Raw genomic sequence first — 25,607 nt, forward strand, 5'->3', positions numbered from 1 at the left:
AATGGGTTTTGTTTTCTAATTTGATTTTATTTTCAACTAATTAGCAATACAGCGCAACATTGAAATCGTCGACCCTGCGGCAAGCTTTTCATAGACTGGAGTCAGCACTTTCAGGACAATGATGTCAGGTCTAGCTAATTATCGCGGGCATCCACTACCATCTTAGCGGTGCGTTCAAAGGTGATAGTCATGCGCGCGAACATCCCTTCGATTAAGGGCAAATACTCTGATGCATTGTCGTCGGTGTTTAGCTCCTGTAACACTTTGTCGCAAGCAGACTTAAATGCTGGCGAAGTCTGTCCTTTCGCGGCGTGATAAAAAGCTGTGGCCAAGGCTTGTTGCCATTTATCCAGTATCGGTAACATCTCCTCATCTATGGCTCCTCGCATTAACGCGCGTAGCCTCAGCGATGAATGACCAAGGTTTAATGCGGTAAGCCCCAGGTCGGTTACCACCCGTTTTTCGCTCTTTACACCCTTTTCATAATTTGCGATGCGTAGCAGGCGATCCCCCATACGCGCATTGAACCAGTCTTTAGCAGAACGGTGACGCCCCGCCCGCCTGATATCGCGACGCATGGCGTTAAGCAGCCGCCACTGCACGCGCGACACGCCAGGCCCGGTGAACAATTTGAACACCCAATACAGTACTGTTACACCCACCACAATCGCAAAGGCGTTGCTCAAAGTAAAATCGATTTCAAAAGATGACGCCATATCATTGCCCGGTCTCACCAGTACCGCAAAAGGAATACAAAATCCAATTCCGTACGGTAGCGATTCCTGTTTAGAGATCGCCATCAGGCCAAGAAAAAATGGTCCTGCCAGCACCAGGATCAGCATCTCAAAATCACCGCTGCTTTGTGCCAGCAATCCCAGCGCAAAAAAGATTGCTACAGGAATGGCAATAAATACACCAACGAGTACTTTCCATAATGCTTCTCTCACCCCTTCTGGAGGAAGGCGGGCAAACATGATCGAATAAATAACCGGTAGTATCATCAGCATGATCGCAGCAGGTGAACCGGTACCTGTCCACAGCAGGGCACCAATACCGAAAACGAGAAACGAGCGAAACCCCGTAGTCAGGCCGATCAGCGGATCACGGTAGGGCAACTGACTGGACGCTTTGAGCAACGAATCCTTGCCCTGCTTCATCGCATTGAATGCACGCAATACCACAACTAAATCAGATACCATTTCCTGCGCCGCGCGCAATAGTCTGAGTTCAAGTGGCGGTACATCGGTCGTCTCATTGACAAATTTCAGCAGTTTTCTGCGCTGAGCCTGCGCCGTGTTGTAACAGCGTTCAAAATCTTCAGATTCTGAAATGGTTGTAAAGGCTTCACGCAAGCCGTCTATTAACTCAGCCAGCACGTCGGTAACCAGTTCTGGATTATTACGTTGAAGGCGGCCAAAAATCTGAATGGTGGCCACCAGCGACAACACGCGATTAGAAATAACAATGGCCGCTCGCGAACGCCCTGGGCCGTCAGGCCCTTCGTATACCACTGCGCTGGCATCATCATTAAGCATGGCCAGGGTGTCGAGAATTTTATCAATCCGTTCATGACGGGCTTCATGAGAACCAGCCGGATCGAGCTCCAGCGACAGATACTCCATGGTCTGATTAATAACAGTCTGCGCCTGAGTATACAGGCCATCAAGGACGCGCCTGGGCCACAACAAAAAACTCACCAGCATGGCGCATAATGCGCCGACGATGATTTCGCTGGTGCGGGCCTGGGAAATGTGAAAAATGGCCGCGCTTGTTACCGTTTCTGGCTGTGCCATGACCAGCAGAATAATGATACACGGTGTGACACAAGCCATCGCAAACAAATAAATAAAATTAACCCTGCGCACCATGGCAGAGAGGGTCGAATTAACTCCCACCCACAGGGCCAGCGACATTAAGGCCGGAAGCGGGCTGGCATGAAAGTGTTGTAGTATGATCAGGCCTACCACCCCACCGATTAAGGTGCCGCCTATCTGGCACAACGCTTTTTCAAGCACCATGCCGCTTTCCGGACGGGTTTGCAGAAACACCGCCGACACCATGGCCCAATAAGGCCGCTCCAGGTTTAAAAACATGGCGAAGTACAGCGCCAAGGCCATGGCAATGACGCCCTTCAAAGCAAACGTCAATGTCGCCCTGTCGGGTGTCAGATAGGTTGCCTGAAGTGGGGAAAGTGTCACTGGGGTGTTATCTCCAAATGGACTGACACTGTCATACCGGCTACCAGTTTACGTTCCGCTGCAACCGAATCGAGTCTAATATCCACCGGAATTCGTTGCGCCAGCCTGACCCAGTTGAAAGTCTGCTGAACCTGGGGTAAAAGCTGATCATCTTTGGTGGTATTAGTATTAGCGATAGCGTCACCGATACTTACCACGCTACCGGTAAGCGGCTCTCCACCGCTCATGAGTTTGATGGTAGCCTGCTGCCCTACTTCGATCAGAGGCAGTTTGGTTTCTTCGAAATAGCCGGTAACGTAAAAAGAGCCGGCCTGAACAAGCGAAATCACCGGTTCTCCTTTTTCAACGTAATTCCCTTGCCTTAGGCCTAAATTGATCACCGTACCATTAGCAGGGGCTTCGATGCGGGTGCGGGCCAGGTTAATTCTGGCGGTTTCCAGTTGTGCCTTGGCCAGCTCGTAATCTGTTCTGGCAAGTTGCGAGCTGATACGCTTAGCTTCGCGACTTTCTTCACTAATACCGTCTTCGCCATTCAATTTTTTACGCCGTTCGTATTCGTGTTCCGCCAGCTCCCAGGCGTACTTTTTGTTTGCCACCATTGCTTTAAACTCTTCAATAGCTGCCTGATAGCGGGTATCGTCAACGACAAACAAGGTTTCACCTGCCTTAACCCGCTGATTGTCCTTAATTGATATTTCTGTCACCCAGCCAGACACATCTGGCGCAATAGTAATAACTTCCGCCCTGACACGCCCATCACGGGTCCAGGGCGAATACAGATAGTGCTCCCATACCCAGCGACCTGAGAAAATAGCCAGGGCGACCACCAGCAATGTAATGAATATGCGTAAAATAAGTTTCATCGGTGTGCTAACTCCCTAACCAAACAACGACTGCCAGATAGCAAACATAGAGTGATACTTCCACCCAGGCGGGCTTCCACAACTGGCTGTAAACGCCAGTTTGATACATAACAATCCGAGTAACCACCGACATCAAAAATGCCAGTGGCATCATCAGTAACAACGGGCTAAACAACATGCCGCCCAGAGCAAGCTCCTGAAACATGATTTCTCTGAGTTAAGTGTTTGTTTTAATAGATTAGCAATAATCCAAGCCAGGGATCACCTCTTACAATGAATATATAGAACAAACACGTCAATGCGACATAGGTCGCAACCTCCCGGTAATGGCTCTGATTTACATATCGAAGAAAGGCGTTATTGCGACGAAAACCGCAACTTCCCGGGAATGGCTCTGCTTTACGTCTCGAAGAAAGGTGTCATCGCGGCGAAGGCCGCAACCTCCCAAGCTATCTGACTGAGCCAAAAAACACTGCTTTCACCACTTATTTTTTTGACTTATCGTTAAACGATTAACACTCAATCGGATGGTGAGACAGACAAGGTAACTATCATTAAAATATATTTTCATTCTGTAAAAAATGATAATTTATCTTACCTGTACATATTTATACTTGGCACGTTCATGAAATTAGTTGTGTTACTGTTTAGCTTATCGGTATTTGGGATCCACTCCAGTTACGCCAGCACTGCGCAAATACAAGTCAGTAAAGGCCAGCTTGAAACCATCGACAATTTTAAGTCCGAATATGTAGATGATCGCTTTTTATATGTGTGGCTACCGCCGGGATTCACCAAAGATAATAGCTACGATGTACTTTACATGCATGACGGTCGCATGTTGTTTGACAGCAAAACCACATGGAATAAGCAGGAATGGCGCGTCGATGAAGTAGCCGGAGCCTTAATAGAACAGGAAAAAGTATTTCCTTTTATCGTGGTAGGTATTCCCAACGCAGTGGAAAATCGTCATAGCGAGTATTATCCCCAACAGCCGTTTGAAAACCTGAGCAGAGAAAAACAACACGCTTTGTATCAGCTTGAGAAATACCCAGGCTACAAACTGTTTGCTTCTAAGGTATTTTCAGATAACTACTCGCGTTTTTTAGTACAGGAAGTCATTCCCTTTATTGAGTCGCACTACAACGTAAACAGAGGCGCACAGCACCGTTACATTGCAGGCTCCAGTATGGGCGGGCTTATCTCATGGTATACATTACTTAACTACCCTGATGAGTTTGCAGGCGCTATCTGCATGTCTACCCACTGGCCTGGTATTTTTGAAGAAGATAGTGAAGTATTTGCTGAATTTAAGCACTACATTGCCGACAACATTTCAAAGTTGAAGAATCACAAAGTGTATTTCGATTACGGCGATGCCACCCTGGATGCCCTGTATCCACCGTTACAAAAGGAAATCGATTCGCTATTTAGCAAACAAGAATACCCTGCAAAGCTTTGGCAGAGCCAATACTTTCCGGGAGAAGAACATACCGAAGATGCATGGGCAAAACGCTTACACATTCCTTTAAAATTTATGTTTGGAAAACCAGACAATTAATACTTAACTGATCGGGAGATTTCCGTTGTCGCGTGGCCGTACCCCCTCGCGCGACAACGTAATACCGCTATATCATCTGACTACTTCCACAAAGTCTTTTAGCGCAAGTAATCTGTTTTCCCATACTTTTTCCAACTGGGAGATAAACCGCTGCGCCTGCTGAAGCGATTTAATGTCTAATGCGACTTTCGTTTCTCTGCCTACACTATTGAGCGAAGCAATATTTGCATTCACTAATATCTGCAATTGCTTTCTTGCGCCCTGTCTGGAGATCCCTAAATCCTGGCAGAGTTCGCCGATTGCACATGAACGTTTACTGGAAAGACGTTTAACAATTTCCAACCGAATTGGATCGCCAAGCGCTTTGTAAATTTCTGCCTCTGTCGTCATATTTTGTTAAAGTGCTCCTCTAACCTTTCGAGCATATAATTCCAGCCGTTGGAATTCTGCTTGAGCGCATCGTCTATCATTTCAGGTGGAAGATCCGCAAAACCCGACTCTAGCAAAATTACTTTGCATTTTTGTCCTTTCAGCTGCTCCAGACGAAACTCCACCAGGGTTGTTGGGACACTTAATACATCACCCACATAACATTCGCTACCGGGTACCCAGCGAAAGGCGAAATAGTCAGGTGCTCTGGCGTCCACAATATAAATCTGACATTTACCATGTCCACCAAACCCCAGGATGGGCTGTTCGCCAACCGTGAAGCGGCCTTCAATGCTATCCGGGAACCAGTTAGTGATCTGTGCCGGATCTGAAATCGCTCGATATACCCGCTCAATTGGCGCATTTACAACAATCTCTCGCCGAATAGCCTGTTGCATACGTCCCCACTTTTCAAAGAACCTTCTGGTATCTATTAGTAAAGCACAGATATGCAAACATGCAACCAAATGGTTGCATGTTTAATATTTCAGTTGAAGTAAAATGCTTTTAATTTTTAAGGCGAAAAAGGCCAATTGCCGCGTTCCTGCCGGCATATGGCTTTCTTTTTACCGTGATCGGCTCAATGCACCAATGCCTTCGGATAAGCCATCAAGGGTGAGTGGATACATTTTACTGTTTACCAGATCACTGATGATATTGATTGAGTGATAATAGGACCAGTATTGTTGAGGTTGGGGATTTAACCAGATCACCCGTTCAAAGTGCTGGGTCAGCCTTTGCATCCAACTCGCGCCTGGCTCTTCATTCCAGTGCTCTACACTGCCACCCGGATAGGTTATTTCATAGGGGCCCATGGTCGCATCACCAACGAAAATCACCTTATAATCGCTGCCATAGCGATGAATGATATCCCAGATTGGGATACGCTCTTCATCCCGTCTGTGATTGTCTTTCCACACTTCTTCGTACACACAGTTGTGAAAGTAAAAGTATTCCAGATATTTAAATTCAGAGTGCACGGCGGAGAAGAGCTCCTGGGTAGCCTGTACATGCGAATCCATTGAACCGCCAATGTCAAAAAACAACAGTACCTTGACTGCGTTATGCCGCTCCGGTGTCATATGGATATCCAGCATACCGCCTTTACGGGCCGTCTCCCCGATGGTAGTGGACACATCCAGTTCTTCGCTTGCGCCTGTACGTGCGAATTTTCTTAACTTACGTAACGCCATTTTAATATTGCGCGTACCTAATTCGACATCGCTGGAGAGGTTTTTAAACTCGCGTTTATCCCACACTTTGGCGGCTGAAAAGTTGCGATTGCCATCCTGACCAATACGTACTCCTTCCGGATTATAACCGTATGCGCCAAACGGCGACGTGCCGCCAGTGCCAATCCATTTGTTGCCGCCCTGATGGCGCTTTTTTTGTTCTTCCAAACGCTGTTTCAGCGTTTCCATTAATTTATCCAGGCCACCTAATGCTTTGATTTGTTGCTTTTCTTCCTCGCTAAGCTGTTTTTCAAACATTTTGCGAAGCCACTCCTCTGGAATGTCATTGTCGAAGATATCGATGCTTTGCACGCCATCAAAATACTCGGCAAACGCCCTGTCGAAGCGATCATACTGGGTCTCATCTTTTACCATAATGGTGCGAGCCACATAGTAAAAAGCTTCAATATCTGCATATACCACTTGCTTGTCCAACGCTGCAAGCAGGTCCAGCAATTCACGCAGGCTGGTTTTTACCCGATATTTTCTTAATGTATAGAAAAAATCAATGAGCATTAGCGACGAGCCATAAACGCCAGTTTTTCGAAAAGATGGATATCCTGCTCATTTTTAAGTAGCGCGCCATACAGGGGTGGAATACTGTGTTTCTTATCTTTATTATGTAACGCTTCTGGCGGGATATCTTCGGCAACCAGCAACTTTAACCAGTCAATTAATTCTGAGGTGGACGGCTTTTTCTTTAAACCCGGTACGTCACGTAAGTCGAAGAACGCAGTAAGCGCTTCATCTAACAATCGTTTCTTAATGTCGGGAAAATGAACGTTAACAATTTCACGCATTTCATCTGGCGTGGGAAATTGAATATAGTGAAAAAAGCACCGGCGCAAAAAGGCATCAGGCAGTTCTTTTTCATTATTGGACGTAATAATCACAATCGGTCGCTGTTGGGCCTGAATCCGTTGCTGTGTTTCATAAACGTAAAATTCCATCTTATCCAGTTCTAACAGCAAATCGTTAGGAAACTCGATGTCCGCCTTATCGATCTCATCAATCAGCAATACCGGCCGCTGCTGCGCTTCGAAGGCCTGCCACAATTTACCTTTTACAATGTAATTTTTAATGTCATGAACCCGTTCGTCACCTAATTGAGAGTCGCGCAGTCGAGAAACGGCGTCGTACTCATACAGCCCCTGCTGCGCCTTAGTGGTCGACTTAATGTGCCACTGAATTAATTCCGTTTGCAGGCTGTTGGCCAGTTCTTCCGCTAACATGGTTTTTCCCGTACCAGGCTCACCTTTGATCAGCAGAGGACGTTGCAACGTGATAGCGGCATTTACCGCCAGGCGGAGCTCTTTGCTGGCGATGTAGTTGTTGGTCCCGGTAAAATTCATGTAGAGTCCTTAACGTATTGTAAATGAATCGCTATCATGAGAATTAGCGATAAGATATAGCGAAAAAACACTTTGCATTTTATCAAATGCAACCAATGATATAAGGGTAAAGTGGGATAAACCAATAAGATGTCGATATTGCCATGTTGGCTTGGGCGCATAAAAGACGATTATCCCGGAATTAGCTAAGGAATAACTATGCAAATTTTTGACGACAATTCAATTTCAATTGGCCGCACCCCACTGGTGAAACTCAATCGCGTAACCTCGGGTAACGTATACGCAAAAATGGAGTCTCGCAACCCCAGCTTCAGCGTTAAATGTCGCATTGGCGCCAACATGATCTGGGATGCTGAAAAACGCGGCGTGCTCACTGCTGGCAAAGAAATTGTAGAGCCTACCAGCGGTAATACCGGCATTGCGCTGGCGTTTGTTGCAGCATCACGTGGCTATAAGCTTACCCTGACCATGCCAAGCAGCATGAGTTTAGAACGACGTAAATTGCTAAAAGCGTTGGGTGCTAACCTGGTACTGACAGAAGCGCCTAAAGGCATGAAAGGTGCAGTTGCGGCAGCACAGGAAATTGTAAACAGCGATCCTGAAAAGTATGTTTTGCTACAGCAATTTGATAACCCCGCAAACCCGGCGATCCATGAGAAAACTACCGGCCCGGAAATCTGGGAAGATACCGAGGGCAAGATAGATGCATTCGTAGCCGGGGTTGGTACCGGCGGTACGATTACCGGTGTCAGTCGTTACATTAAGAAAACCCAGGGTAAAGCGATTACGTCTGTCGCCGTCGAGCCTACCGACTCCCCAGTCATTACTCAAGCGAAAAGAGGCGAAGAGCTGACCCCGGGTCCACATAAAATTCAGGGTATCGGCGCAGGCTTTATTCCGGGTAACCTGGACCTGGATATGGTGGATGAAGTTGAACAAATCACCAATGAAGAATGCATGGAGATGTGCCACCGTCTGATGAAAGAGGAAGGTATTCTTGCTGGTATTTCTTCTGGTGCTGCGGTGGTTGCTGCAAAACGCTATGCTGAAAGACCTGAAAATAAAGATAAGGTGGTGGTGGTATTGCTTGCCAGTGCAACTGAACGTTACCTTAGCAGCCCACTGTTTGCTGGTGCGTTTTCAGATCAGGAAGAAATGCAGTAAGGGGTTATTTATGCAGGAGGGGTATGCCCTCCTGCTGCTCTTTGACAGCCATAAGTTTAGCGCTTCTTGCGACCAATAAACTAATCATAGCCCCGCAGGTTATTATTTGGTATCATGCGCCCTTAAGTTGTAGGTGCTCATTGAAGCCGAGCAATGCTTTTTCCACGAAATCGCCGTAAGTCCCGCAAGTGATTCACTGTCTGATAGTAACCGTTCTAAGCACTACCCAATCTACAAGCCCGTCAACACAGCTACACTTCGTAGCCTGAAATTTTTGGAACGAACTATGTCATTTGAAACATTAGGACTTAACCAGTCTTTACTTGATGCGATTACTAAGCAGGGTTATAAGACCCCTTCTCCTATTCAACTAAAAGCGATCCCGGTCATTCTCGATGGCAACGATATTTTAGCCGCGGCGCAAACAGGTACTGGTAAAACAGCAGCGTTTACCTTACCTTTACTACAGCGACTTACGAGCAGTGCTAAAAAAGTAAAGTCTAACAACGTAAGAACACTCATCCTCACCCCAACAAGAGAACTTGCCGCACAGGTAAGTGAAAACGTGACAGCCATGAGCGCCACACTACCGCTTACTTCCACCGTAGTTTTCGGTGGCGTTGGCATCAATCCGCAAATGAAGCGACTTCGTTCGGGGGTAGATGTTTTGATTGCCACACCGGGTAGACTGCTTGACCTCTACCAGCAAAATGCGGTGCGGTTTGATCAGTTAGAGGCGCTAGTATTGGATGAAGCCGATCGTATGTTAGATATGGGTTTTATCCATGATATAAAACGCATTCTGAAACTGCTGCCATCAAATCGTCAAACATTGCTATTTTCAGCCACCTTTTCAACTGAAATTACACAATTGGCAGAAACGATTACCCGTAATGCGGTAAAAGTCTCAACCACACCGGCCAATACCACCGTGGAAAAAATTGAACAGCGCCTGATACCCGTTGATAAATCAAGTAAAATAGCCGCATTAACACACTTAATTAAAGACAAAGAATGGCAGCAGGTTTTAGTATTCAGCCGCACAAAACATGGCGCCAATCGCATTGCGACCAAGCTAAGCAAAGCGAATATTTCCAGCGATGCCATTCACGGTAATAAAAGTCAGGGCGCGCGAACCCGTGCATTGTCCAATTTTAAAAGTGGTGACATTAAGGTGTTAGTTGCCACCGATATTGCAGCACGCGGCATAGACATTAGCGAGCTACCCGTTGTAATCAATTTAGATTTGCCTAATACCGCAGCTGATTATGTGCACCGGATTGGTCGTACAGGTCGTGCAGGATCGGCGGGTCAGGCGTGGTCGTTTGTCAGTATCGATGAGCTGCAGCAACTGAAAGATATTGAAACCCTGATTCAGTCACTTCTACCAAGAGAGCATCTGGCAGGCTTTGAACCACAACAAACCGTACCAGATACGCATTTAACTGCACCTAAAAAGCCTAAGAAACCCAAGAAGCCGAAAGCAGCCAACGTACAGGAACAGGACAACGCACGAGCAAAAACTGCGTCCCCTTCACGCAGAAGAAAGCCGACCCAGAGCGCCCGTCGCAGGCGTCCGTCACACGTGGACGCATAAAAATAAGTCAGTTTATTGCACGGTTATTTGGCAACACATTGATTTAATCGTGCATAGTCAGTTATTTTTTCTTAAACTAGCATTACAACGTCAACAATTTACAGTTTACTTAATGCAAAACAAACGGTTACTTTTTATATTCGGCATGCTTTTTTTGCTGCTTTCCTGCAAAGGGGACAATGAAGAAGGGCTAGGCAAATATGGCATGCTGGATGAAAGCACACCAGAATATGCTGCCGTCAGATTCATGACCAGTATCTATAACGACCCGAATATTGACGTGGCGGTATCATTAAGCACCCCTAAAATGGCGCGTATTTTGTCGCGATACCATACCAACCGTAACGTTCAGCGCCATCTGTTAAATCTTAAATTTGATACGGTGACTATCTCACCTGAAGAAAGAAGTCGGGTAGGACGAAATGAGTTCTCAGAGAAAGCGACTATTACGTTGTTTTTTAGTGGCAAATTGAATGACAGCAAACAGGAAGACTTGCGTCGAATTGATTTAGTGAGAGAAGATGGTCAGTGGCTGGTCGAGCGCATTCATCCTGATCACTTTATGTAAGTCGAAGTGCGCACATCCACTCTATCCTGTTGTGAATATGCACACCGCGGCCATTTATAACTTACCCATGGCGCTTCAAAAGCTTTTTAATACAGTCTTTTCTCGCAAATAACTTCACGAATATTTGAGCCAGTGGCCGACTGGCTGCGGCATTTCAAATCTTTTGCATCAGCACCATAGGTAGCGATATGTTCAGCCACAAGCGGCTCCATCGCCTGGATGAATTCTGTAGGTAATGCTTTTTCTACTCTATCGTAGAAAGTTCGCCACTTAGCCGTTTTTTGCTCCATCGCCACGTTGAGCCACAACCAGCCCACTTGATAATCTTGCTCGACATGCAGCCCATTGAAATACATTTCAGCCAAATAAAACTGCGCCGTTTTATTTCCCCAATTGGCTGATTCGCTGAGTAATTCAAATGCTTTTTCATGTTTACCGGCGTTTAGCGCAGACAAGCCATTATTCAATGTATTGTTATATTCCATCGCCCATATATTTTCTTTAGTTCGCTTTTGCGCAGCAGCATCAAAACAGGTGAGCCCAAGGGCAACCAGCAAAACTCCATGAATCAATTTCATCTTTCTTTCCTTTTCAATTAGATGCATAAAGTTTAGCCAGATATAATGTGACGATCTGTTCGATAATGTAAGCGAATGTTACCGCCCCACTGCAATGCCTTCTCGCCGGGGGTCAGCACCACCAATAAGCTTGCCATTGCGCAACTCAATGCCGTGCAACCCACTATTCAAATCCATTATTCTAGTTTTATGACCCCGACTGCTGAGTTCCGCTTCTAATTTTTCCAGAACCGTGCCTTTTTCCAACGCTGTATAGTCGTTTCTATTGGTGACTTTAGGCAGGTTTATCGCTTGTTGAATGTCCAGCTGATAATCCAGTACACCAATAAGCGTTTGCGCAACGTAGCTGACAATACGGCTACCACCGGGCGATCCCACTAGCAGTTCAAGCTGGCCCTGGTCATCGAACACCATCGTTGGACTCATTGCGCTACGCGGCCGCTTTCCTGGCTCGACCCGATTGAGTACCGGATAGCGATCTTTTTGTGGTTGAAATGAAAAATCGGTCAGTTGATTGTTAAGTAAAAAGCCTTCTACCATCAATCCTGAGCCAAACATAAATTCAATACTGGTCGTCATTGAAACTGCATTGCCTGCTTTATCGACAATGGTCACATGGCTGGTATTCGGTTGTTCAAATGACATACCGACGCCAATTTTGGCATCAGCATAAGGCCGCCCAGCCCTTACAGGGTGCCATTTCTCATCTAGATCAATGCCCTGACCACGGCGATTCAGGTAAGCCGTATTGATCAGCGCGGCATAGGGTAAATTGGTAAAATCAGAGTCAGCAATAAATTGTTCACGGTCTGCATAAGCCAGTCCTGTGGCTTGAGTAAATAAGTGGATAAAGTCAGCACTCATCAATTCAACTTTCGATAAGTCATGGCGTTCCAGCATCTTCAAAATTTGATAAACGTTTATCCCCCCAGAACTAGGTGGTGCCATACCACAAATAGAGTGCTTTCGGTACATGCCGCAAACCGGATCGCGCTTAACAACCTGATAATCTGCCAAATCGCGCTCCGTCATATTTCCCGGATTAATCTTCGATGAATTAACCGCTTTGACAATTTTCTCCGCCAGGCCCCCTTCATACATATAAGCTGAACCTTGTCTGGCAATCCTGAGCAAGGTTCGGGCTAAAGCACGATTCTTGCGAATGGCGCCCTCTTGTAATGGTTTACCTGATGGATAAAAATAGGCCGCACTTGCCGGGAATTTTTTTAAGCCGGGATGGTAGTCCATCGCAATCAGATCAGCTAACCGTTTTGATACCCTAAACCCCTTATCGGCGGTATTGACCGCATCATCGAATAAATCTTCCCAGGCTAGCTTTCCAAAGTCACGTTGTGCAACTTCAAGCGCTTTCATCACACCCGGTACGCCTACAGACTTGCCTCCCGCAACCGCATCAATCCACTCCATGGGTTGTTTACCCTGCATAAACCAATAGGCATTGACATTTGCTGGGGCCATTTCACGGCCGTCGTAGGTATGCAATGTTTTATTCTTGTTATCCCAGTAAAGAATGAATGCACCACCACCAATTCCAGAAGATTGCGGCTCTACCAGCGTTAACATTGCCTGAACAGCAACGGCAGCATCAATGGCACTCCCGCCTTTTTCAATGACATTACGCCCAGCCCACGACGCATAAGGGTTAGCCGCAACCACCATATACTCTTTGGCTACGAACGCCTGCTTCTCCGTGTAACCCGTCGCGGCTTCAGGTTCTGCCCGACTTACCGTTTCCTGAGCAAATGCGCAGCATTGCAACAGGATAAATACCATCCCCGTGGAAAGAGTACGTGATAACGTTGCTATCAAAATTACACCTTTATATTTTGTTATAGTTATTTGAATTTAGTGCGATCGACCGGCCGTTTTTCTAAAAACGCTGAAAAGGCTTCTTTCGCCGACTCAGTCGCCATGGCTTCAAGAAAAACATCTAACTCAGTATTCATTTGCTGTTGTATTGCATCCGTTTCATTCGCCATCAATTGCTTGGTCTGCGTTAAGGCAAATGCAGGCTTCTCAACCAAAGATTGACAAATTGCTGATACCGTACCTTCCAGCATATCGGATTCTATGATTCGACTGACCAGACCGAATGTAATTGCTTCTCGTGCATCAAACGGTTCGCCTAGCATCAGCCACTCACTCGCCTTGCGCCTTCCAGCCAATCGCGGCAAAACATAGCTTGATGCGTATTCGGGCACCAGGCCCAGATTAATAAACGGAAGCACAAAGCGCGTGTCTGGTGCACAATAAACCAGATCGCAATGTAGCAGCATGGTCGTGCCAATCCCTACAGCCATTCCATGTACCTGCGCAACAACGATTTTCTCACATTCAACCAGCGCCTGCATAAAGGCAACCGTGTCAGTCACATTTTCACTTTGACTCTGGTTGGCAAAATCATGAATATCATTTCCCGCAGTAAAACAGCTTCCTGCACCATCTATCCTTATTACACGCACATTTTCATCGGATCGTGCCTGCGTAATTGCCTGTGCCAGCTTCCTGTACATGTCCCGGGTGAGAGAATTCTTTTTATTCTCACGATCCAGAGTGAGCCGCATAACGCCTTTATCTACATTTATTTCAATACTCATAGTGCTCCCTTTTTACTACACCTGACCAGAAATTTAATCTGGTGTGAAAATCGTTAACCGTTAAAAATTGCGCTTTATCTAGTTTAACGTGTCTTCGGTACTATAATTTACGTTATGATAGCGCGCTTAGCCAATTACCCAATGCCAAGCTTAAGATATGTTTAAAAAACCTGCCCGCCCTGCTAATTTTGTCGGTCCTCTGATTATTGCATTTGTCGCCGTGGTTCTCTACCTGCTGGAACCGGCCTCCGGACAATTATTGGCATACGACCGCTACGCCATTCAGGGTACTGAAACCTGGCGCATGCTGAGTGGAAATCTGGTGCATACCAATGGCGTACATCTCCTATTGAATTTGGCCGGGCTGGCGCTGCTGTGGGCATTACATGGGGAGCATTATTTTCTGCCGACCTTTTTAAGGGTGTTTTTGTGGACCTGTGTGGGTTGCAGCGTAGGTATTTACTTCTTTTCAGAAAATTTGATTTGGTATGCTGGATTATCCGGCGCCTTACATGGAGTTTTCGTCTGGGGCGCATTGAAAGATATAGAAAAAAACATTCTTTCCGGGTGGGTATTACTGGCAGGCGTTGGGTTAAAAATTATCTACGAGCAGACAACAGGAGCCAGTGCGGAGCTGGAGCAATGGATTGATGCTGCCGTAGCCATCGATGCACATCTATATGGTGCAATAAGCGGTTTGGCATTGTTTATAATAATGCGCCTACTAAACGCGTTCGGCGCACGCTGGACGTTATTAACTCAAAAGTAAACATCAGTAACCGAACCGCCATCACGAATGATGACGGTTCGGTTGGCTTAGAGGTTCGTTTCGAACAACTTATAGATTCTGCGGTATTCATCTAACCAGGAGCTAGGTTGGACGAATCCATGTGGTTCCACCGGATAAATAGCGGTTTCAAAATCCTGTTTTTCAAGTTCAATCAGACGCTGTACTAAGCGAACGACATCAACAAAAAACACGTTATCATCTACCATGGGAGCATTAATCAATAAAGGCTTGGTCAGCCCTTCCGCAAAGTAAATAGGCGAGCTTCGCTCGTAAGCAATTGGATCGACATCAGGGGTATTTAAAATGTTGGCAGTATACCCCGTGTTATAGTGTGCCCAGTCACTCACAGGTCTCAACGCGGCACCCGCCTGGAACAAATCAGGCTCATTAAACAGTGACATAAAGGTAAGGAAGCCACCGTACGAACCGCCGTAGGTGCCGATACGTTGTCTGTCTACATTGGCGTTTTCAACCAGCCAGTCTACCCCATCCTGCAAGTCTTGAACTTCCGGTGTACCCATTTGACGATAAATCGCCGTTCGCCAGTCGCGACCATAGCCAGCTGATGCCCGATAATCCATATCCAGCACCACATAGCCTTGCTGTGCCAGCATGCTATGGAACATATATTCACGGAAATACCCTGACCAGCCTAAATGTGCATTCTGCAAGTAGCCGGCTCCGTGATTAAACACCACTGCTTTGCGCGGTGCACCCTGCTTGTAATTTTCGGGTAAATATACACGCGCGTATATGGGCTGTGTGGTATGACTGGATTCAACCGCCACTACCTGAGGCACTGTCCATGGCAGCGATAAGTACTGCTCACTCACTGTATTGGTAACCTGTACAGGCGCTGAATTACTATTGACGTTACTCAGATAAAGTTCAGGTGGCCGAGTGACCTTACTATGCGTTAGTAAGAGGTGCTGTTCATCCGGCGACAACTCGTATTCAGTCACGCCATTCAAATCGGTGAGTGTTTCATGTTGCTTGGTTGTCAGATTAACGCGATATATTTCGTATATGCCTGGATGTTTCTTGTTGGCTTCAAAGTAGAGCCATTTATCATCACGCGTAAGTACGGGATTGTCTACTATGTACTGACCGGAGGTCAGAGCAACAGGTGCCTGGCCGGGCTGTTGCAGATACAGGTGTGAATATCCGCTATGTTCAGACTGATAAAACAGCGTCTCACTCTGGTGAAGCCAGCCGAATTGATTAAACCGATAATTCACCCACGCATCATCATGTAGACGATGCTGATTGACTAACTTTTTGTTGCCAAAATCAACAGTCGCAATCCAGCGATCTTTGTTGTCCCAGGCTTCCAGCATAAGTGCAACTTGTTGGCCATTCTGGTGCCAGCGAACCGATGGTTCTGACCAGTACCAGCTTTCCAATAAGGTGATTTCTCGCGGCAGACGATTGACCTGATAGGTTTCGCCTTTAGCTTTGGCATTTTCAGCTTTTACTTCTGCTAAAACATCTTCGTTATAGCCGGGTAAAGCAGTAAACTCGAGTTGGTGCTTTTGATTGGTCGACAGGTCAACTAACCAGACTTCATGATTTTCGGGTTCTGCATCCGCTACTCGCTGACGCGCATTGATTGAAGCAATGCGTCCATCTTCCTGAATATAATGAGGCATGATGTCGGTATCATTGCGCCAGGGTTTGTCTTCGGTAGTCACCACAATGGCGTAGTTGCCAGCGGGAGAAACATTTGCCGTCACCAGTCGGTGCTTTTTATTAAAATAGACAGACTCAGGCGCGAAGGCCTGATTTGCGTTGGTGAATTTTTTGTTTTCGTCATACATCAACTGCCGGTCATCCCGTTTATTTTTGATGTACTCGATTAATTCGATCTGTTGCTCAGCGATGTAATCCTTCGGCGCTTTTACTGCTTCAGGTTTATCTTCAAATTTCCAACTGACCAACTGTTCACGCACGCCAGTATTTACATCTATTGCAATCACCCGGTTGGCAGTTTGCGCCATCAGGCGCCCGTCGGTCATAAAGTGTATCCCGCGTAACGCACTGCCACCACGGGTTAACTGGCGAAGTTCATTATTGGTGTAGACAAAAATACTGTCACCGGCCCTGATAGCAGTAGTATCACCGCCTGCACTCACCGCTTTTTCATCAAATTTATACAGATGGCGTTTATCGTATGGAACATCAGTGGCCTGTGTCGGATTGGTCAGGCTGGCCGCAAATACTTCCTTAATAGGAGAACCTTGTTGCTTACGGGAATACACGAGCGATTGACCATCAAGCGAAAATCCGGGATTTTCCGGCTGACGGCCTAACCAGTCAGGGTCAGACATGATTTGCTCTAGGGTAATTACCCCGCTTTCGTCACCCGTCGGCGTTACCTCAGGTTTAACGACTTTTACCACCTCACGTGCATCCGTCGATGGCGTTGCATTGACCGGCTTCTCTGTTGTCATACAAGCTGACAGTGCCGTTGCGACTGCTCCGACAGCAAAATAAAGGGTTATTTTCTTCATATATTTTTCTGTTAATTAGTTCATTAAGAGTCCCGCCCCATTATACGCAGCCTTCAAAGTAGATGGTCAAGTTTGATCTACAATCCTGTGGCTTTGGTCTTGCAGCGCGAACAAAAACCGCGCAGAATCAGATTAATCATCCAATACGAGAATACCTTTATGAAAAAAAGAACATTAGCGATTGTCTTGGCGTTATTGTCACCGGGTGCACTAGCAGACACCTGTCCTTCGGTGCTTAAATTCATGAAGCGTAAATTAAATTCTCAGGAAACGGTCAATCTGTGTAACGAGTATCAGGGCAAAACACTGTTGATTGTAAACACCGCCAGTTATTGTGGGTTTACTAAGCAATTTAAAGGGCTGGAGGCGATGTACGAGAAATATGCCGATAAAAATTTTACTGTGCTGGGATTTCCTTCTCACGATTTCAATCAGGAAGATAAAGATGAGAAGAAAACAGCCGAGCTGTGTAAACTGACTTATGGCGTGAAATTCCCTATGTTTGAACCCACCGCAGTTAAAGGTGAGGATGCGGATCCCTTGTACAAAATGCTAGAAAAAGAAACAGGTGAAGAGCCATCATGGAACTTCAACAAATATTTGGTGGATAAACAGGGAAATGTTCTTAAACACTACGGTAGTAGAGTTAAACCCACCGATCCAGAACTAGTCAACGACATTGAACGCGCAATAGAGATGTAAATAAAAAAGCCCCGCAACTCCTGCGGGGCAATCAAGCACACTCAACTTGGAACACACTTTAGCGAAAAGGCGTATTCAACATGATTTCAACATGACCGCAAAATAACGCTTTTTGCTAACTGCATAAATTTAGTCAACACCGCTTAAAGTTAGTTCCGTTTTATACACTAAACCAGAAACACAGCAACGTTTCTTTAAACTCTACAAACCTTTACTTTTCAAATAATTAGAACAACAAACATTAGGTTACTCAGGCAGGTTAAATTTATTTAATGCCTGTGAAAAATCATTGACCAGATCATCTATATCTTCAATTCCCACCGAAAGCCTGACCATGTTGTCATCAATTCCCATTAACTTTCTTTCGTCTGCCGAGTTTTCAGCATAAATGGTTGCTGCCACCGGCAGCGCCAGTGTACGGTTGTCACCAAGATGGGTTGCACAAATGACTAAATCCAGAGCGTTTAAAAATTCGACCAGATCGATTCCTTCGCCAAGGGTTATGCTCAGAATAGCACCGTAGCCCTGCGGAAAATGCTCTCGGGCCAGAAAGTGTTGTGGATGATGAGATAGGCCTGGGTAAAAAACATTCTTGATTTTTTCGTGATTATCTAAAAATGTAGCCAATTTAAGTGCATTGTCGCAGGATTTCTGGATACGTAACGCCAACGTCTCAAGACCGATAGAAATGGCATGGGCACTTTGCGGTGCCAGGGTTGCGCCCAAATCTCTTAATCCTTTCTTTTTTATCTGCGTCAGCCCCCATTGGATGGGATCGCCAACTTTGTACTGTTGCTGGATGTTGGGATAGTGCTGCCAGTCATAGTTGCCAGTATCGATTACGGCGCCGCCCAATACATTACCATGCCCTGACAGATATTTGGTAAGAGAGCTGAGAACCAACGAGACATTCATAGCCTTCGCATCAAAAATAATCGAGGGCGTCATGGTGTTATCTAATATAAAGAGTATATCTCGCTCTTTGCAGTAACGACCTATCGATTGAACGTCGGCGACCTGAGTGACGGGGTTGGCAATGGTTTCACAAAATACTGCGCGCGTGTTTGGCTGATACGCATCAATCACTTCGGTTAATCTGGTTACATCAACGTAACTGATGTGAATACCAAACGACTCAAGGGTACCCATAAAGCTACGTGTATTGCCGAATAAATACCGGCTGACTATAATGTGATCACCCTGTTTAAGCAGCGCCAGTAAGGTACTGGAAATCGCTCCCATACCGGTGGCAAAACAAAGTGCGCCGGCGCCTTTTTCTAAACGACACAGCATCTCCTGCAACGCACTGACCGAAGGTGAAGATGAGCGGGAGTACACATGGCCCGGTTTTTTGCCCTGAAATACATCAATGATGTCCTGGGCATTTTTATATTCAAACAGGACCGAATTAGTGGTCGGTGAATGCACTGCACCATGCTCAATGCTGCTGTTTTTTCTATCAAGATGGACTAGCTGTGTCGTCAAGCCTTGCCTGGTCACCTATTCTTACTCCGTCACTTTGCACTGGGCTGGATATCTGGCATTCACCGTAGCATAAAATCTATAAATTGTTTGCATTTGTTGTTCGATATTTTCATCAACGCATATCACTGGCCCAAATATTAATTTTTTGCGTTTATAATCCAGTCCCACGCACTGTACAGGCACATTCGCGGTTTGAGCGATATGCAAGAAACCTTTACGCCATGGGAAGACAGCCTTGCGTGTCCCTTCGGGTGCCAGTACTAGCACAATTCTTTGCTTTTGACGTATGTCTGCTGCGGCCTGGGCGACTACACCATGGGACCGGCTTCTATCGATAGGTATGCCACCTATACGCTTCATAAACCACACCAGAGGTGGCCTGAATAGGGTGTGCTTACCGAAAAACGACACCTTTAACCGCATTGCCATAATAAACAAGACGCCGAGTACGAAGTCCCAATTGGATGTGTGGGGGGCCACGGTCAATACGACCTTGGGTGATTTAATCATTTCACCTTCCGCTCGCCACCCTGATATCCTGAGAAGCCACTGGCACAACGTCGACATTGGCAAATTGCCCCCCGACTGAAAGGTGTCAGGTTTGATTTTTGGCGTGATCAGGACTGAATTTGACATACTGTTAAATTTGTAACACGTTGATACTTTGTATATTAGCAAAACCAGCTCACTGATCTAGCTTTACAAAGGCAAATGTCATTGAAGCCACCTCCAAATAGAGTACTATCCCCCCTGACAACAAGCCTTTGGGAAACCACGCCAGCTATGGTGTATCAAAGTAGTACCCGCTTTTCGCTGCTAATTTGAAGCAGGGATAAAAAGAATTTATTCGTGACAATACTCGATCTTTTGCCGAGCGATGGCATAATGCGTTTCATCAACGATCATTTTCTCAGCCTAAGGAACCATTGTGTTTGAAGTGTTAACTCCCCTTGCACCCGATCCCATACTAGGACTTTCTGTTGCATACAACGAAGACAGCCATCCACAGAAGATAGATTTAGGTGTGGGCGTATATAAAGATGAGCAAGGCAACACCCCTATTCTAAAAGCAGTGGCAAAGGCGCAACAGAAGCTATTAGCATCAGAAAAATCTAAAACCTACATCTCGCCACAAGGTCATCAAGGTTATATCGATGGCATGCTTACATTACTGCTTTCGAACAAGAGCAAGGCTTTGTTGAGCAACCGGGTTGCAGCAGTGCAGGCACCGGGTGGTTGTGGGGCATTGAGAATTCTGGCCGAGTTAATAGCCCGTGCTAACAAAGAAGCCAGAGTGTGGGTCAGTGATCCAACCTGGGCTAATCATATTCCGCTGATTGGCTCTGCTGGTCTGGCTATTGAAACTTATCCGTACTTTGATAAAGACACCGCCAGTATTAATTTTGACGCAATGATCAGCACATTGCGACAGTGCAAAAAAGGTGACGTGGTGTTACTGCACGGCTGCTGCCATAACCCTACCGGTGCTGATTTGACTAACGCACAATGGGATGAAGTATTACAAGTCGCCAAAGAGCGCGAGTTTTTACCCTTTCTGGATGTTGCATATCTGGGATTCGGCGATGGGCTCGACGAAGATGCTTACGGTATACGATTGTTAACTGATAACTTGCCAGAAGTGCTGATTGCAGCTTCATGTAGCAAAAACTTTGGACTTTATCGTGAACGGGTTGGTTTAGCAGCCATCGTTACCAGAGACACGGCTAGCAGCCGGATCGTTCAGGGTCAGATCCAGTCAGTCGCCAGAGGCATTTATTCCATGCCACCCAGCTACGGCGGCGCCTTAGTCGACATGATATTAAATGACGAACAACTTAAACATGAGTGGGTTACTGAAGTTGACGAAATGCGCGAACGTATGAAATCACTGCGCGCCATGCTGGTTGATCAACTGGCTGCCAACGGTGCCGACAGAGATTTCAGCTTTGTGAACAAGCAGAAAGGAATGTTCTCTTTCCTGTGCATTACCCCGGAACAAGTCAGAGAAATTCGTGCTAATCACAGCGTTTACTTTGTTGAGTCAAGCCGCGTGAACATTGCCGGAATCAATCAAAGCAACGTCGAAGCCCTGGCTAAAGCACTCGTTGCAGTCGTTAAGTAAAAAGTAAGGCAGTGATGGGGAGCTGAAATATGCTCCCCACCATTTACTGTGACCATGCGCGAGCACATCCTTCATTTCCCAGGCCAAACGCCCACAGGCTCATTTTTTATTTAGTTCCCCTTCCCCGCTATTACGAGACGTCTATTGGTTCGTCGGCAACAAACGAGAAACCAGATTTATGTTCTGCAAAGATTCATTTCGTGATTGTGCTGTTCAATTTGTAATTTACTCATTTATAACAAAACCTGAACCAGCGATTAAAATTCAATCAATTTGAGGGTATTTTAATCCGTTGACAATATTTAAAGCTGCGCAATACTCTATTAGTTAAATTGAATAAACTTTCTGCAACGGCTTTATCTATCAGAGGATGGCGTGAGATATGTGGAAGGTTTTGTTCAACTTTTTATAATAATTTGAAGAAAATTTAATGCGGCACTGGTATCATTCGCGCCCGCAGTGATAGCTGATTTCCAACATCAGCGAAACATTAAATATCGGTTGTCGTTTTAAAATTATAACGGTACCGCGTCAGATAAATTAAAAAATAATAAAAATATTTGAGTCAACAACGCATATTGCGGAGAAAACACATGCTTAAATTTACCCGAGTAGCCCTACTGGTCACAAGTGCACTTGTGACCGCTGGTCAGGCTTCGGCACAAGAAACGTCTTCAGAAATTCGTGGTCAGGTTGTTGATACTTCCGGCAACCCAATTTCTGGCGCAGTGGTCGAAGTAATTCATACCCCTACAGGAACCAGAAAGGTATTAACCACTACGGAGAGCGGAATATTCCAAACTTCAGGTTTGACCGTCGGCGGCCCCTATGTTGTCCGCTTACAAGACGGTTCTCAGTATGAAGCACAGACCATTGACGATCTGTTTTTGCAATTAGGTCGCACGGCCAGCGTCTCGCTAACCGCTGCAGAAAGTCAACCTGAGTACGAAAAAATTTCAGTCACGGGTCAGGTTGCTATGTCTGGCGCGTTTAAGAAAGGACCCAGTTCAGAATTTACTGAAGGTGACATCAATAAAACACCTTCGATTAGCCGTGATATCAAGTCGCTGCTAAAGCGTGATTCTAAAATTATTGTCGACCCCACGGCTGATGGCGGTCCGGCTATGTCGATTGCTGGCGGTAATGTGCGTGGTAACAGCTTGACCGTAGATGGCGTAAAGCAAAACGACGATTTTGGTTTAAACAAAAATGGCTACCCGGGTCGTCGCACGCCTATTTCATTAGATGCTATTGAACAGTTATCAGTGAATATTGCGCCGTTCGACGTGACTTACGGTGACTTCCAGGGTGGTAACGTTAACATCGTGACTAAGTCGGGCACTAACGAATTCCATGGCTCTGCCTTTTATTTTCGTTCTGACGACAGCCTGATTGGCGATGAAAGTGAAGGTCAGGATCTTAACATTGGTGAATTTAAAGAAGACACCTACGGTTTCTCCATTGGCGGACCTATCCTGGAAGATAAACTGTTCTTCTTTGCCTCGTATGAAAAATTTGAAGCGACCTCGCCCTACTCTTTCCCGCTGGACAACCAGAACGGTAGCATTGAACCCAACGAGCGTATTGGAGTAACACAAGCTGACTTTGACCGTATTGCGCAGATTGCACAAAGTGTGTGGAACTACGACATCGGCGGTTACAATGTTCCCAAAGAGGAAGAAGATGAAAAACTGCTGGTAAAATTAGACTGGTATATAAACGATGATCATCGTGCGTCACTGACCTACCAGGATAACGAAGGCAATACTGTTCGTGATTACTGGGTTGAAACTTTCCCTAACTCAAACATCGCCAGTGCGCAGTCAAACCGCTACAACCAGGCTGAAACGTTAGAAGCAGTCAGTTTGCAGGTTTTCTCTGACTGGAATGAAGATTTTTCATCAGAAATTAAAGTATCCAACAAAAAAGTTGTGACTGCACAGGACCCTTTATTAGGGGCTAATTTCGGTCAGATGCTGATCACTACGGACAATGGTGGCCAGCTTTACATCGGTCCAGACCAGTTCCGTCATGCTAACGAGTTGGATAACAATCGCTTTGCGCTTAAGTTAAAAGGTGATTACTACCTGAATGACGAACACAAATTGACTTTCGGCTGGGAACACGAAGAGCTCGAAATTTACAACTTGTTCGTTTTCGGTTCAAAAGGGATGTCAATGTTTGAAAGCGTCGAAGCGTTTGAAAACAACCTGGCATTCCATGTGTTCCAAAACTCACTGGACGGCAATCCTCGCAGTGCGGTAGATGAATTTGAATATTCTATTGATACGTTTTACTTACAAGATGAGTGGAATATCAATTTCGACCTGACACTAACCTACGGTTTCCGTTATACCACCTACACGAATGATGACAAGCCTGTACTAAATGAAAATTTCGTTACTCGCCATGGTTACACCAATCAGGAAAATTTTGACGGTCTGGACTTGTTTGAGCCTCGTGTTGGCTTCACCTACAACTTTGACGATGAAACTATTTTCCGTGGTGGCGTTGGCTTGTTCGGTGGTGGCGGTCCCAATGTATGGCTGTCAAACTCTTACGGTAACGATGGTGTAAGAAAGGCATTTGCTGGCTGCTTCGGCAGTTGTTTCGACGGCCGCAATACACCACAGGAAGTGCTGGACATGCTGGACATGGGTGGCTTTGCCGGCGTTCGTGGCGCGGGTGATACCAATTCTATCTCCCCTGACTTTGACATTCCGAGCGTATGGAAGCTGAACCTGGGCGTAGAACGCAAACAGGACATCCCTTTCCTGGGCGAAGAGTGGACATTAAGCGCAGACTTCATCTTAAGTGAAGTTAACAATGCAGCCATTTATCGCGAACTAAACCTTGAGCAGGTTGATACTGCTCCAGACGGACGTCCGGTATTTAGTGAAGTTGCTCCGTTTGACCTTTCCTTAGAAAACACTGGTAAAGGCGGCGGTCAGGTATGGAGCTTTGGTGCTAATAAAAACTGGTATACCGATTACGGTATGTTTGGTTTGGATCTGGGTTATACCTATCAGGATATCGACGAAGTCAATCCTGGCAATGCATTCGTCGCGTTTGAAGGCTACTCTATGCCTGCCAACTTCGACTTCCAGTCTGAAACGCTGTACAACTCTGAATATGAAGTACGCCATGCTTTATCAGCCAACTTCAGTTGGAGTGAAGCATTGTTCGGCGACAATATGACTACCGTTAACGTATTGTACACCGGCCGTTCTGGCAGACATTACAGCCACACCATGCGTTCGACCACGGCTGAGTTCGGCGGGTTTGTGGCGGCACCTTTTGCTGACTGGACTGCCTATAACTCACAATCTCTGTACATTCCGACAGGGCCTAACGATCCTATTGTGAGCTTTGCACCTGGTTTTGATCAAGCTGCGTTCTTCAGCTATATCGGTGATAATGATTGCTTAGCGGATAATGCCGGCACCATTTCTCGCCGCCACGCCTGTGAAAGCTCCTGGATAAACCGTATTGATGTGCGTTTCATGCAGGAAATCATGATCACAGACGAGCAGGCAATCGAAGTTATCTTCGATATCGAAAACCTGGGCAACCTGTTAAACGATGACTGGGGCCGTGCTGAAGGCTATGTACAGCCGTTTAATGCACCTGTTGTTGACGTATCTATTAACGATAACGGACAGTATGTGTATGATAACTTCTCAGAACCTCAGCCATCTGTAGCGTCAGTGGCATCGGTTTGGAAAATTCAGTTAGGTGTACGCTACAAGTTCTAATTAACACCTGGCATTTAGCGAAGCTAATTAAGTAAAAAAAGACCCTCGAGTGAGGGTCTTTTTATATCTGCATTACGTGTTGT

General features: G+C 46.0%; 21 protein-coding genes. 8 read left to right on the plus strand and 13 right to left on the minus strand.

Going from position 1 to position 25,607, the window contains the following annotated elements:
* Positions 1-134 precede the first annotated feature (134 nt).
* From HCJ96_RS13875 to HCJ96_RS13885, 3 genes are read right to left on the minus strand one after another with little or no spacing between them, the layout of a single operon-like run.
* A complete protein-coding gene (locus HCJ96_RS13875) occupies positions 135-2,198 on the minus strand; it encodes an FUSC family protein (RefSeq protein ID WP_169211669.1) in 2,064 nt (687 codons plus the stop codon).
* Entirely contained in the window at positions 2,195-3,061 is an 867-nt protein-coding gene (locus HCJ96_RS13880) for an efflux RND transporter periplasmic adaptor subunit (RefSeq protein WP_169211670.1), read from the minus strand. Before HCJ96_RS13880 ends, HCJ96_RS13875 begins: the two co-directional genes overlap by 4 nt.
* Before the next feature lie 7 nt (positions 3,062-3,068).
* Complete coding sequence (locus HCJ96_RS13885) at positions 3,069-3,266, minus strand: DUF1656 domain-containing protein (protein ID WP_169211671.1); 198 nt, start codon at positions 3,264-3,266, stop codon at positions 3,069-3,071.
* Positions 3,267-3,686: 420 nt separating this feature from the next.
* Here HCJ96_RS13885 and HCJ96_RS13890 point away from each other — a divergent pair, with 420 nt between their 5' ends.
* Complete coding sequence (locus HCJ96_RS13890; RefSeq protein WP_169211672.1) at positions 3,687-4,622, plus strand: alpha/beta hydrolase; 936 nt, start codon at positions 3,687-3,689, stop codon at positions 4,620-4,622.
* A 72-nt stretch (positions 4,623-4,694) separates the two neighbouring features.
* On the opposite strand, the gene HCJ96_RS13895 is transcribed toward HCJ96_RS13890, so the two are convergent.
* From HCJ96_RS13895 to HCJ96_RS13910, 4 genes are all read right to left on the minus strand, one after another.
* Positions 4,695-5,012, minus strand: a complete 318-nt coding sequence (locus tag HCJ96_RS13895) for an ArsR/SmtB family transcription factor (RefSeq protein WP_169211673.1) — start codon at positions 5,010-5,012, stop codon at positions 4,695-4,697.
* Positions 5,009-5,449 carry an SRPBCC family protein gene (locus HCJ96_RS13900; protein WP_169211674.1) on the minus strand — a complete coding sequence of 147 codons (441 nt, stop codon included), beginning with the start codon at positions 5,447-5,449 and terminating at the stop codon, positions 5,009-5,011. Before HCJ96_RS13900 ends, HCJ96_RS13895 begins: the two co-directional genes overlap by 4 nt.
* Positions 5,450-5,617: 168 nt before the next feature.
* On the minus strand, positions 5,618-6,799 hold the full coding sequence (locus HCJ96_RS13905; RefSeq protein WP_169211675.1) for a vWA domain-containing protein: 1,182 nt from the start codon (positions 6,797-6,799) through the stop codon (positions 5,618-5,620).
* A complete protein-coding gene (locus tag HCJ96_RS13910; RefSeq protein WP_169211676.1) occupies positions 6,799-7,635 on the minus strand; it encodes an AAA family ATPase in 837 nt (278 codons plus the stop codon). Before HCJ96_RS13910 ends, HCJ96_RS13905 begins: the two co-directional genes overlap by 1 nt.
* A gap of 198 nt (positions 7,636-7,833) precedes the next feature.
* Between HCJ96_RS13910 and cysK the strand changes: the two genes are divergently transcribed.
* The 3 genes from cysK (at position 7,834) to HCJ96_RS13925 (ending at position 10,964) form a co-directional block, all read left to right on the plus strand.
* Positions 7,834-8,799 carry a cysteine synthase A gene (gene cysK, locus HCJ96_RS13915; RefSeq protein WP_169211677.1) on the plus strand — a complete coding sequence of 322 codons (966 nt, stop codon included), beginning with the start codon at positions 7,834-7,836 and terminating at the stop codon, positions 8,797-8,799.
* A gap of 286 nt (positions 8,800-9,085) precedes the next feature.
* Positions 9,086-10,396, plus strand: coding sequence for a DEAD/DEAH box helicase (locus HCJ96_RS13920; protein ID WP_169211678.1), 1,311 nt, complete (start codon positions 9,086-9,088; stop codon positions 10,394-10,396).
* 112 nt (positions 10,397-10,508) lie between these two features.
* Positions 10,509-10,964 (plus strand): nuclear transport factor 2 family protein, encoded by a 456-nt coding sequence (locus tag HCJ96_RS13925; protein ID WP_169211679.1) that lies wholly within the window; start codon positions 10,509-10,511, stop codon positions 10,962-10,964.
* 86 nt (positions 10,965-11,050) lie between these two features.
* On the opposite strand, the gene HCJ96_RS13930 is transcribed toward HCJ96_RS13925, so the two are convergent.
* The 3 genes from HCJ96_RS13930 to HCJ96_RS13940 all read right to left on the minus strand — a co-directional run bounded on the left by HCJ96_RS13930 (position 11,051) and on the right by HCJ96_RS13940 (position 14,160).
* On the minus strand, positions 11,051-11,542 hold the full coding sequence (locus tag HCJ96_RS13930; RefSeq protein WP_169211680.1) for a sel1 repeat family protein: 492 nt from the start codon (positions 11,540-11,542) through the stop codon (positions 11,051-11,053).
* Between the two features lie 78 nt (positions 11,543-11,620).
* Positions 11,621-13,336 carry a gamma-glutamyltransferase gene (gene ggt / locus HCJ96_RS13935; RefSeq protein WP_169211816.1) on the minus strand — a complete coding sequence of 572 codons (1,716 nt, stop codon included), beginning with the start codon at positions 13,334-13,336 and terminating at the stop codon, positions 11,621-11,623.
* 62 nt (positions 13,337-13,398) lie between these two features.
* Positions 13,399-14,160, minus strand: coding sequence for an enoyl-CoA hydratase (locus tag HCJ96_RS13940; protein ID WP_169211681.1), 762 nt, complete (start codon positions 14,158-14,160; stop codon positions 13,399-13,401).
* A gap of 157 nt (positions 14,161-14,317) precedes the next feature.
* On the opposite strand from HCJ96_RS13940, the gene rrtA reads away from it, so the two are divergent.
* Entirely contained in the window at positions 14,318-14,929 is a 612-nt protein-coding gene (gene rrtA, locus HCJ96_RS13945; RefSeq protein ID WP_169211682.1) for a rhombosortase, read from the plus strand.
* A 47-nt stretch (positions 14,930-14,976) separates the two neighbouring features.
* Here the strand turns inward: rrtA and HCJ96_RS13950 are convergent, their stop codons facing one another.
* Positions 14,977-17,460 (minus strand): S9 family peptidase, encoded by a 2,484-nt coding sequence (locus HCJ96_RS13950; RefSeq protein ID WP_169211683.1) that lies wholly within the window; start codon positions 17,458-17,460, stop codon positions 14,977-14,979.
* A gap of 159 nt (positions 17,461-17,619) precedes the next feature.
* Between HCJ96_RS13950 and HCJ96_RS13955 the strand changes: the two genes are divergently transcribed.
* Complete coding sequence (locus HCJ96_RS13955; RefSeq protein WP_169211684.1) at positions 17,620-18,162, plus strand: glutathione peroxidase; 543 nt, start codon at positions 17,620-17,622, stop codon at positions 18,160-18,162.
* Positions 18,163-18,408: 246 nt separating this feature from the next.
* Here the strand turns inward: HCJ96_RS13955 and HCJ96_RS13960 are convergent, their stop codons facing one another.
* On the minus strand, positions 18,409-19,662 hold the full coding sequence (locus HCJ96_RS13960) for a cystathionine gamma-synthase family protein (protein WP_169211685.1): 1,254 nt from the start codon (positions 19,660-19,662) through the stop codon (positions 18,409-18,411).
* 6 nt (positions 19,663-19,668) lie between these two features.
* On the minus strand, positions 19,669-20,283 hold the full coding sequence (locus HCJ96_RS13965; RefSeq protein WP_169211686.1) for a lysophospholipid acyltransferase family protein: 615 nt from the start codon (positions 20,281-20,283) through the stop codon (positions 19,669-19,671).
* A 292-nt stretch (positions 20,284-20,575) separates the two neighbouring features.
* Between HCJ96_RS13965 and HCJ96_RS13970 the strand changes: the two genes are divergently transcribed.
* Both HCJ96_RS13970 and HCJ96_RS13975 read left to right on the plus strand, forming a co-directional pair.
* Positions 20,576-21,769: an aromatic amino acid transaminase gene (locus HCJ96_RS13970; RefSeq protein WP_169211687.1), complete on the plus strand. Its 1,194-nt coding sequence runs from the start codon at positions 20,576-20,578 to the stop codon at positions 21,767-21,769.
* A gap of 593 nt (positions 21,770-22,362) precedes the next feature.
* A complete protein-coding gene (locus HCJ96_RS13975; protein WP_246261419.1) occupies positions 22,363-25,524 on the plus strand; it encodes a TonB-dependent receptor in 3,162 nt (1,053 codons plus the stop codon).
* Positions 25,525-25,607: the final 83 nt, after the last annotated feature.

This window comes from Alteromonas ponticola (genome assembly GCF_012911815.1).
GTDB lineage: Bacteria > Pseudomonadota > Gammaproteobacteria > Enterobacterales > Alteromonadaceae > Alteromonas > Alteromonas ponticola.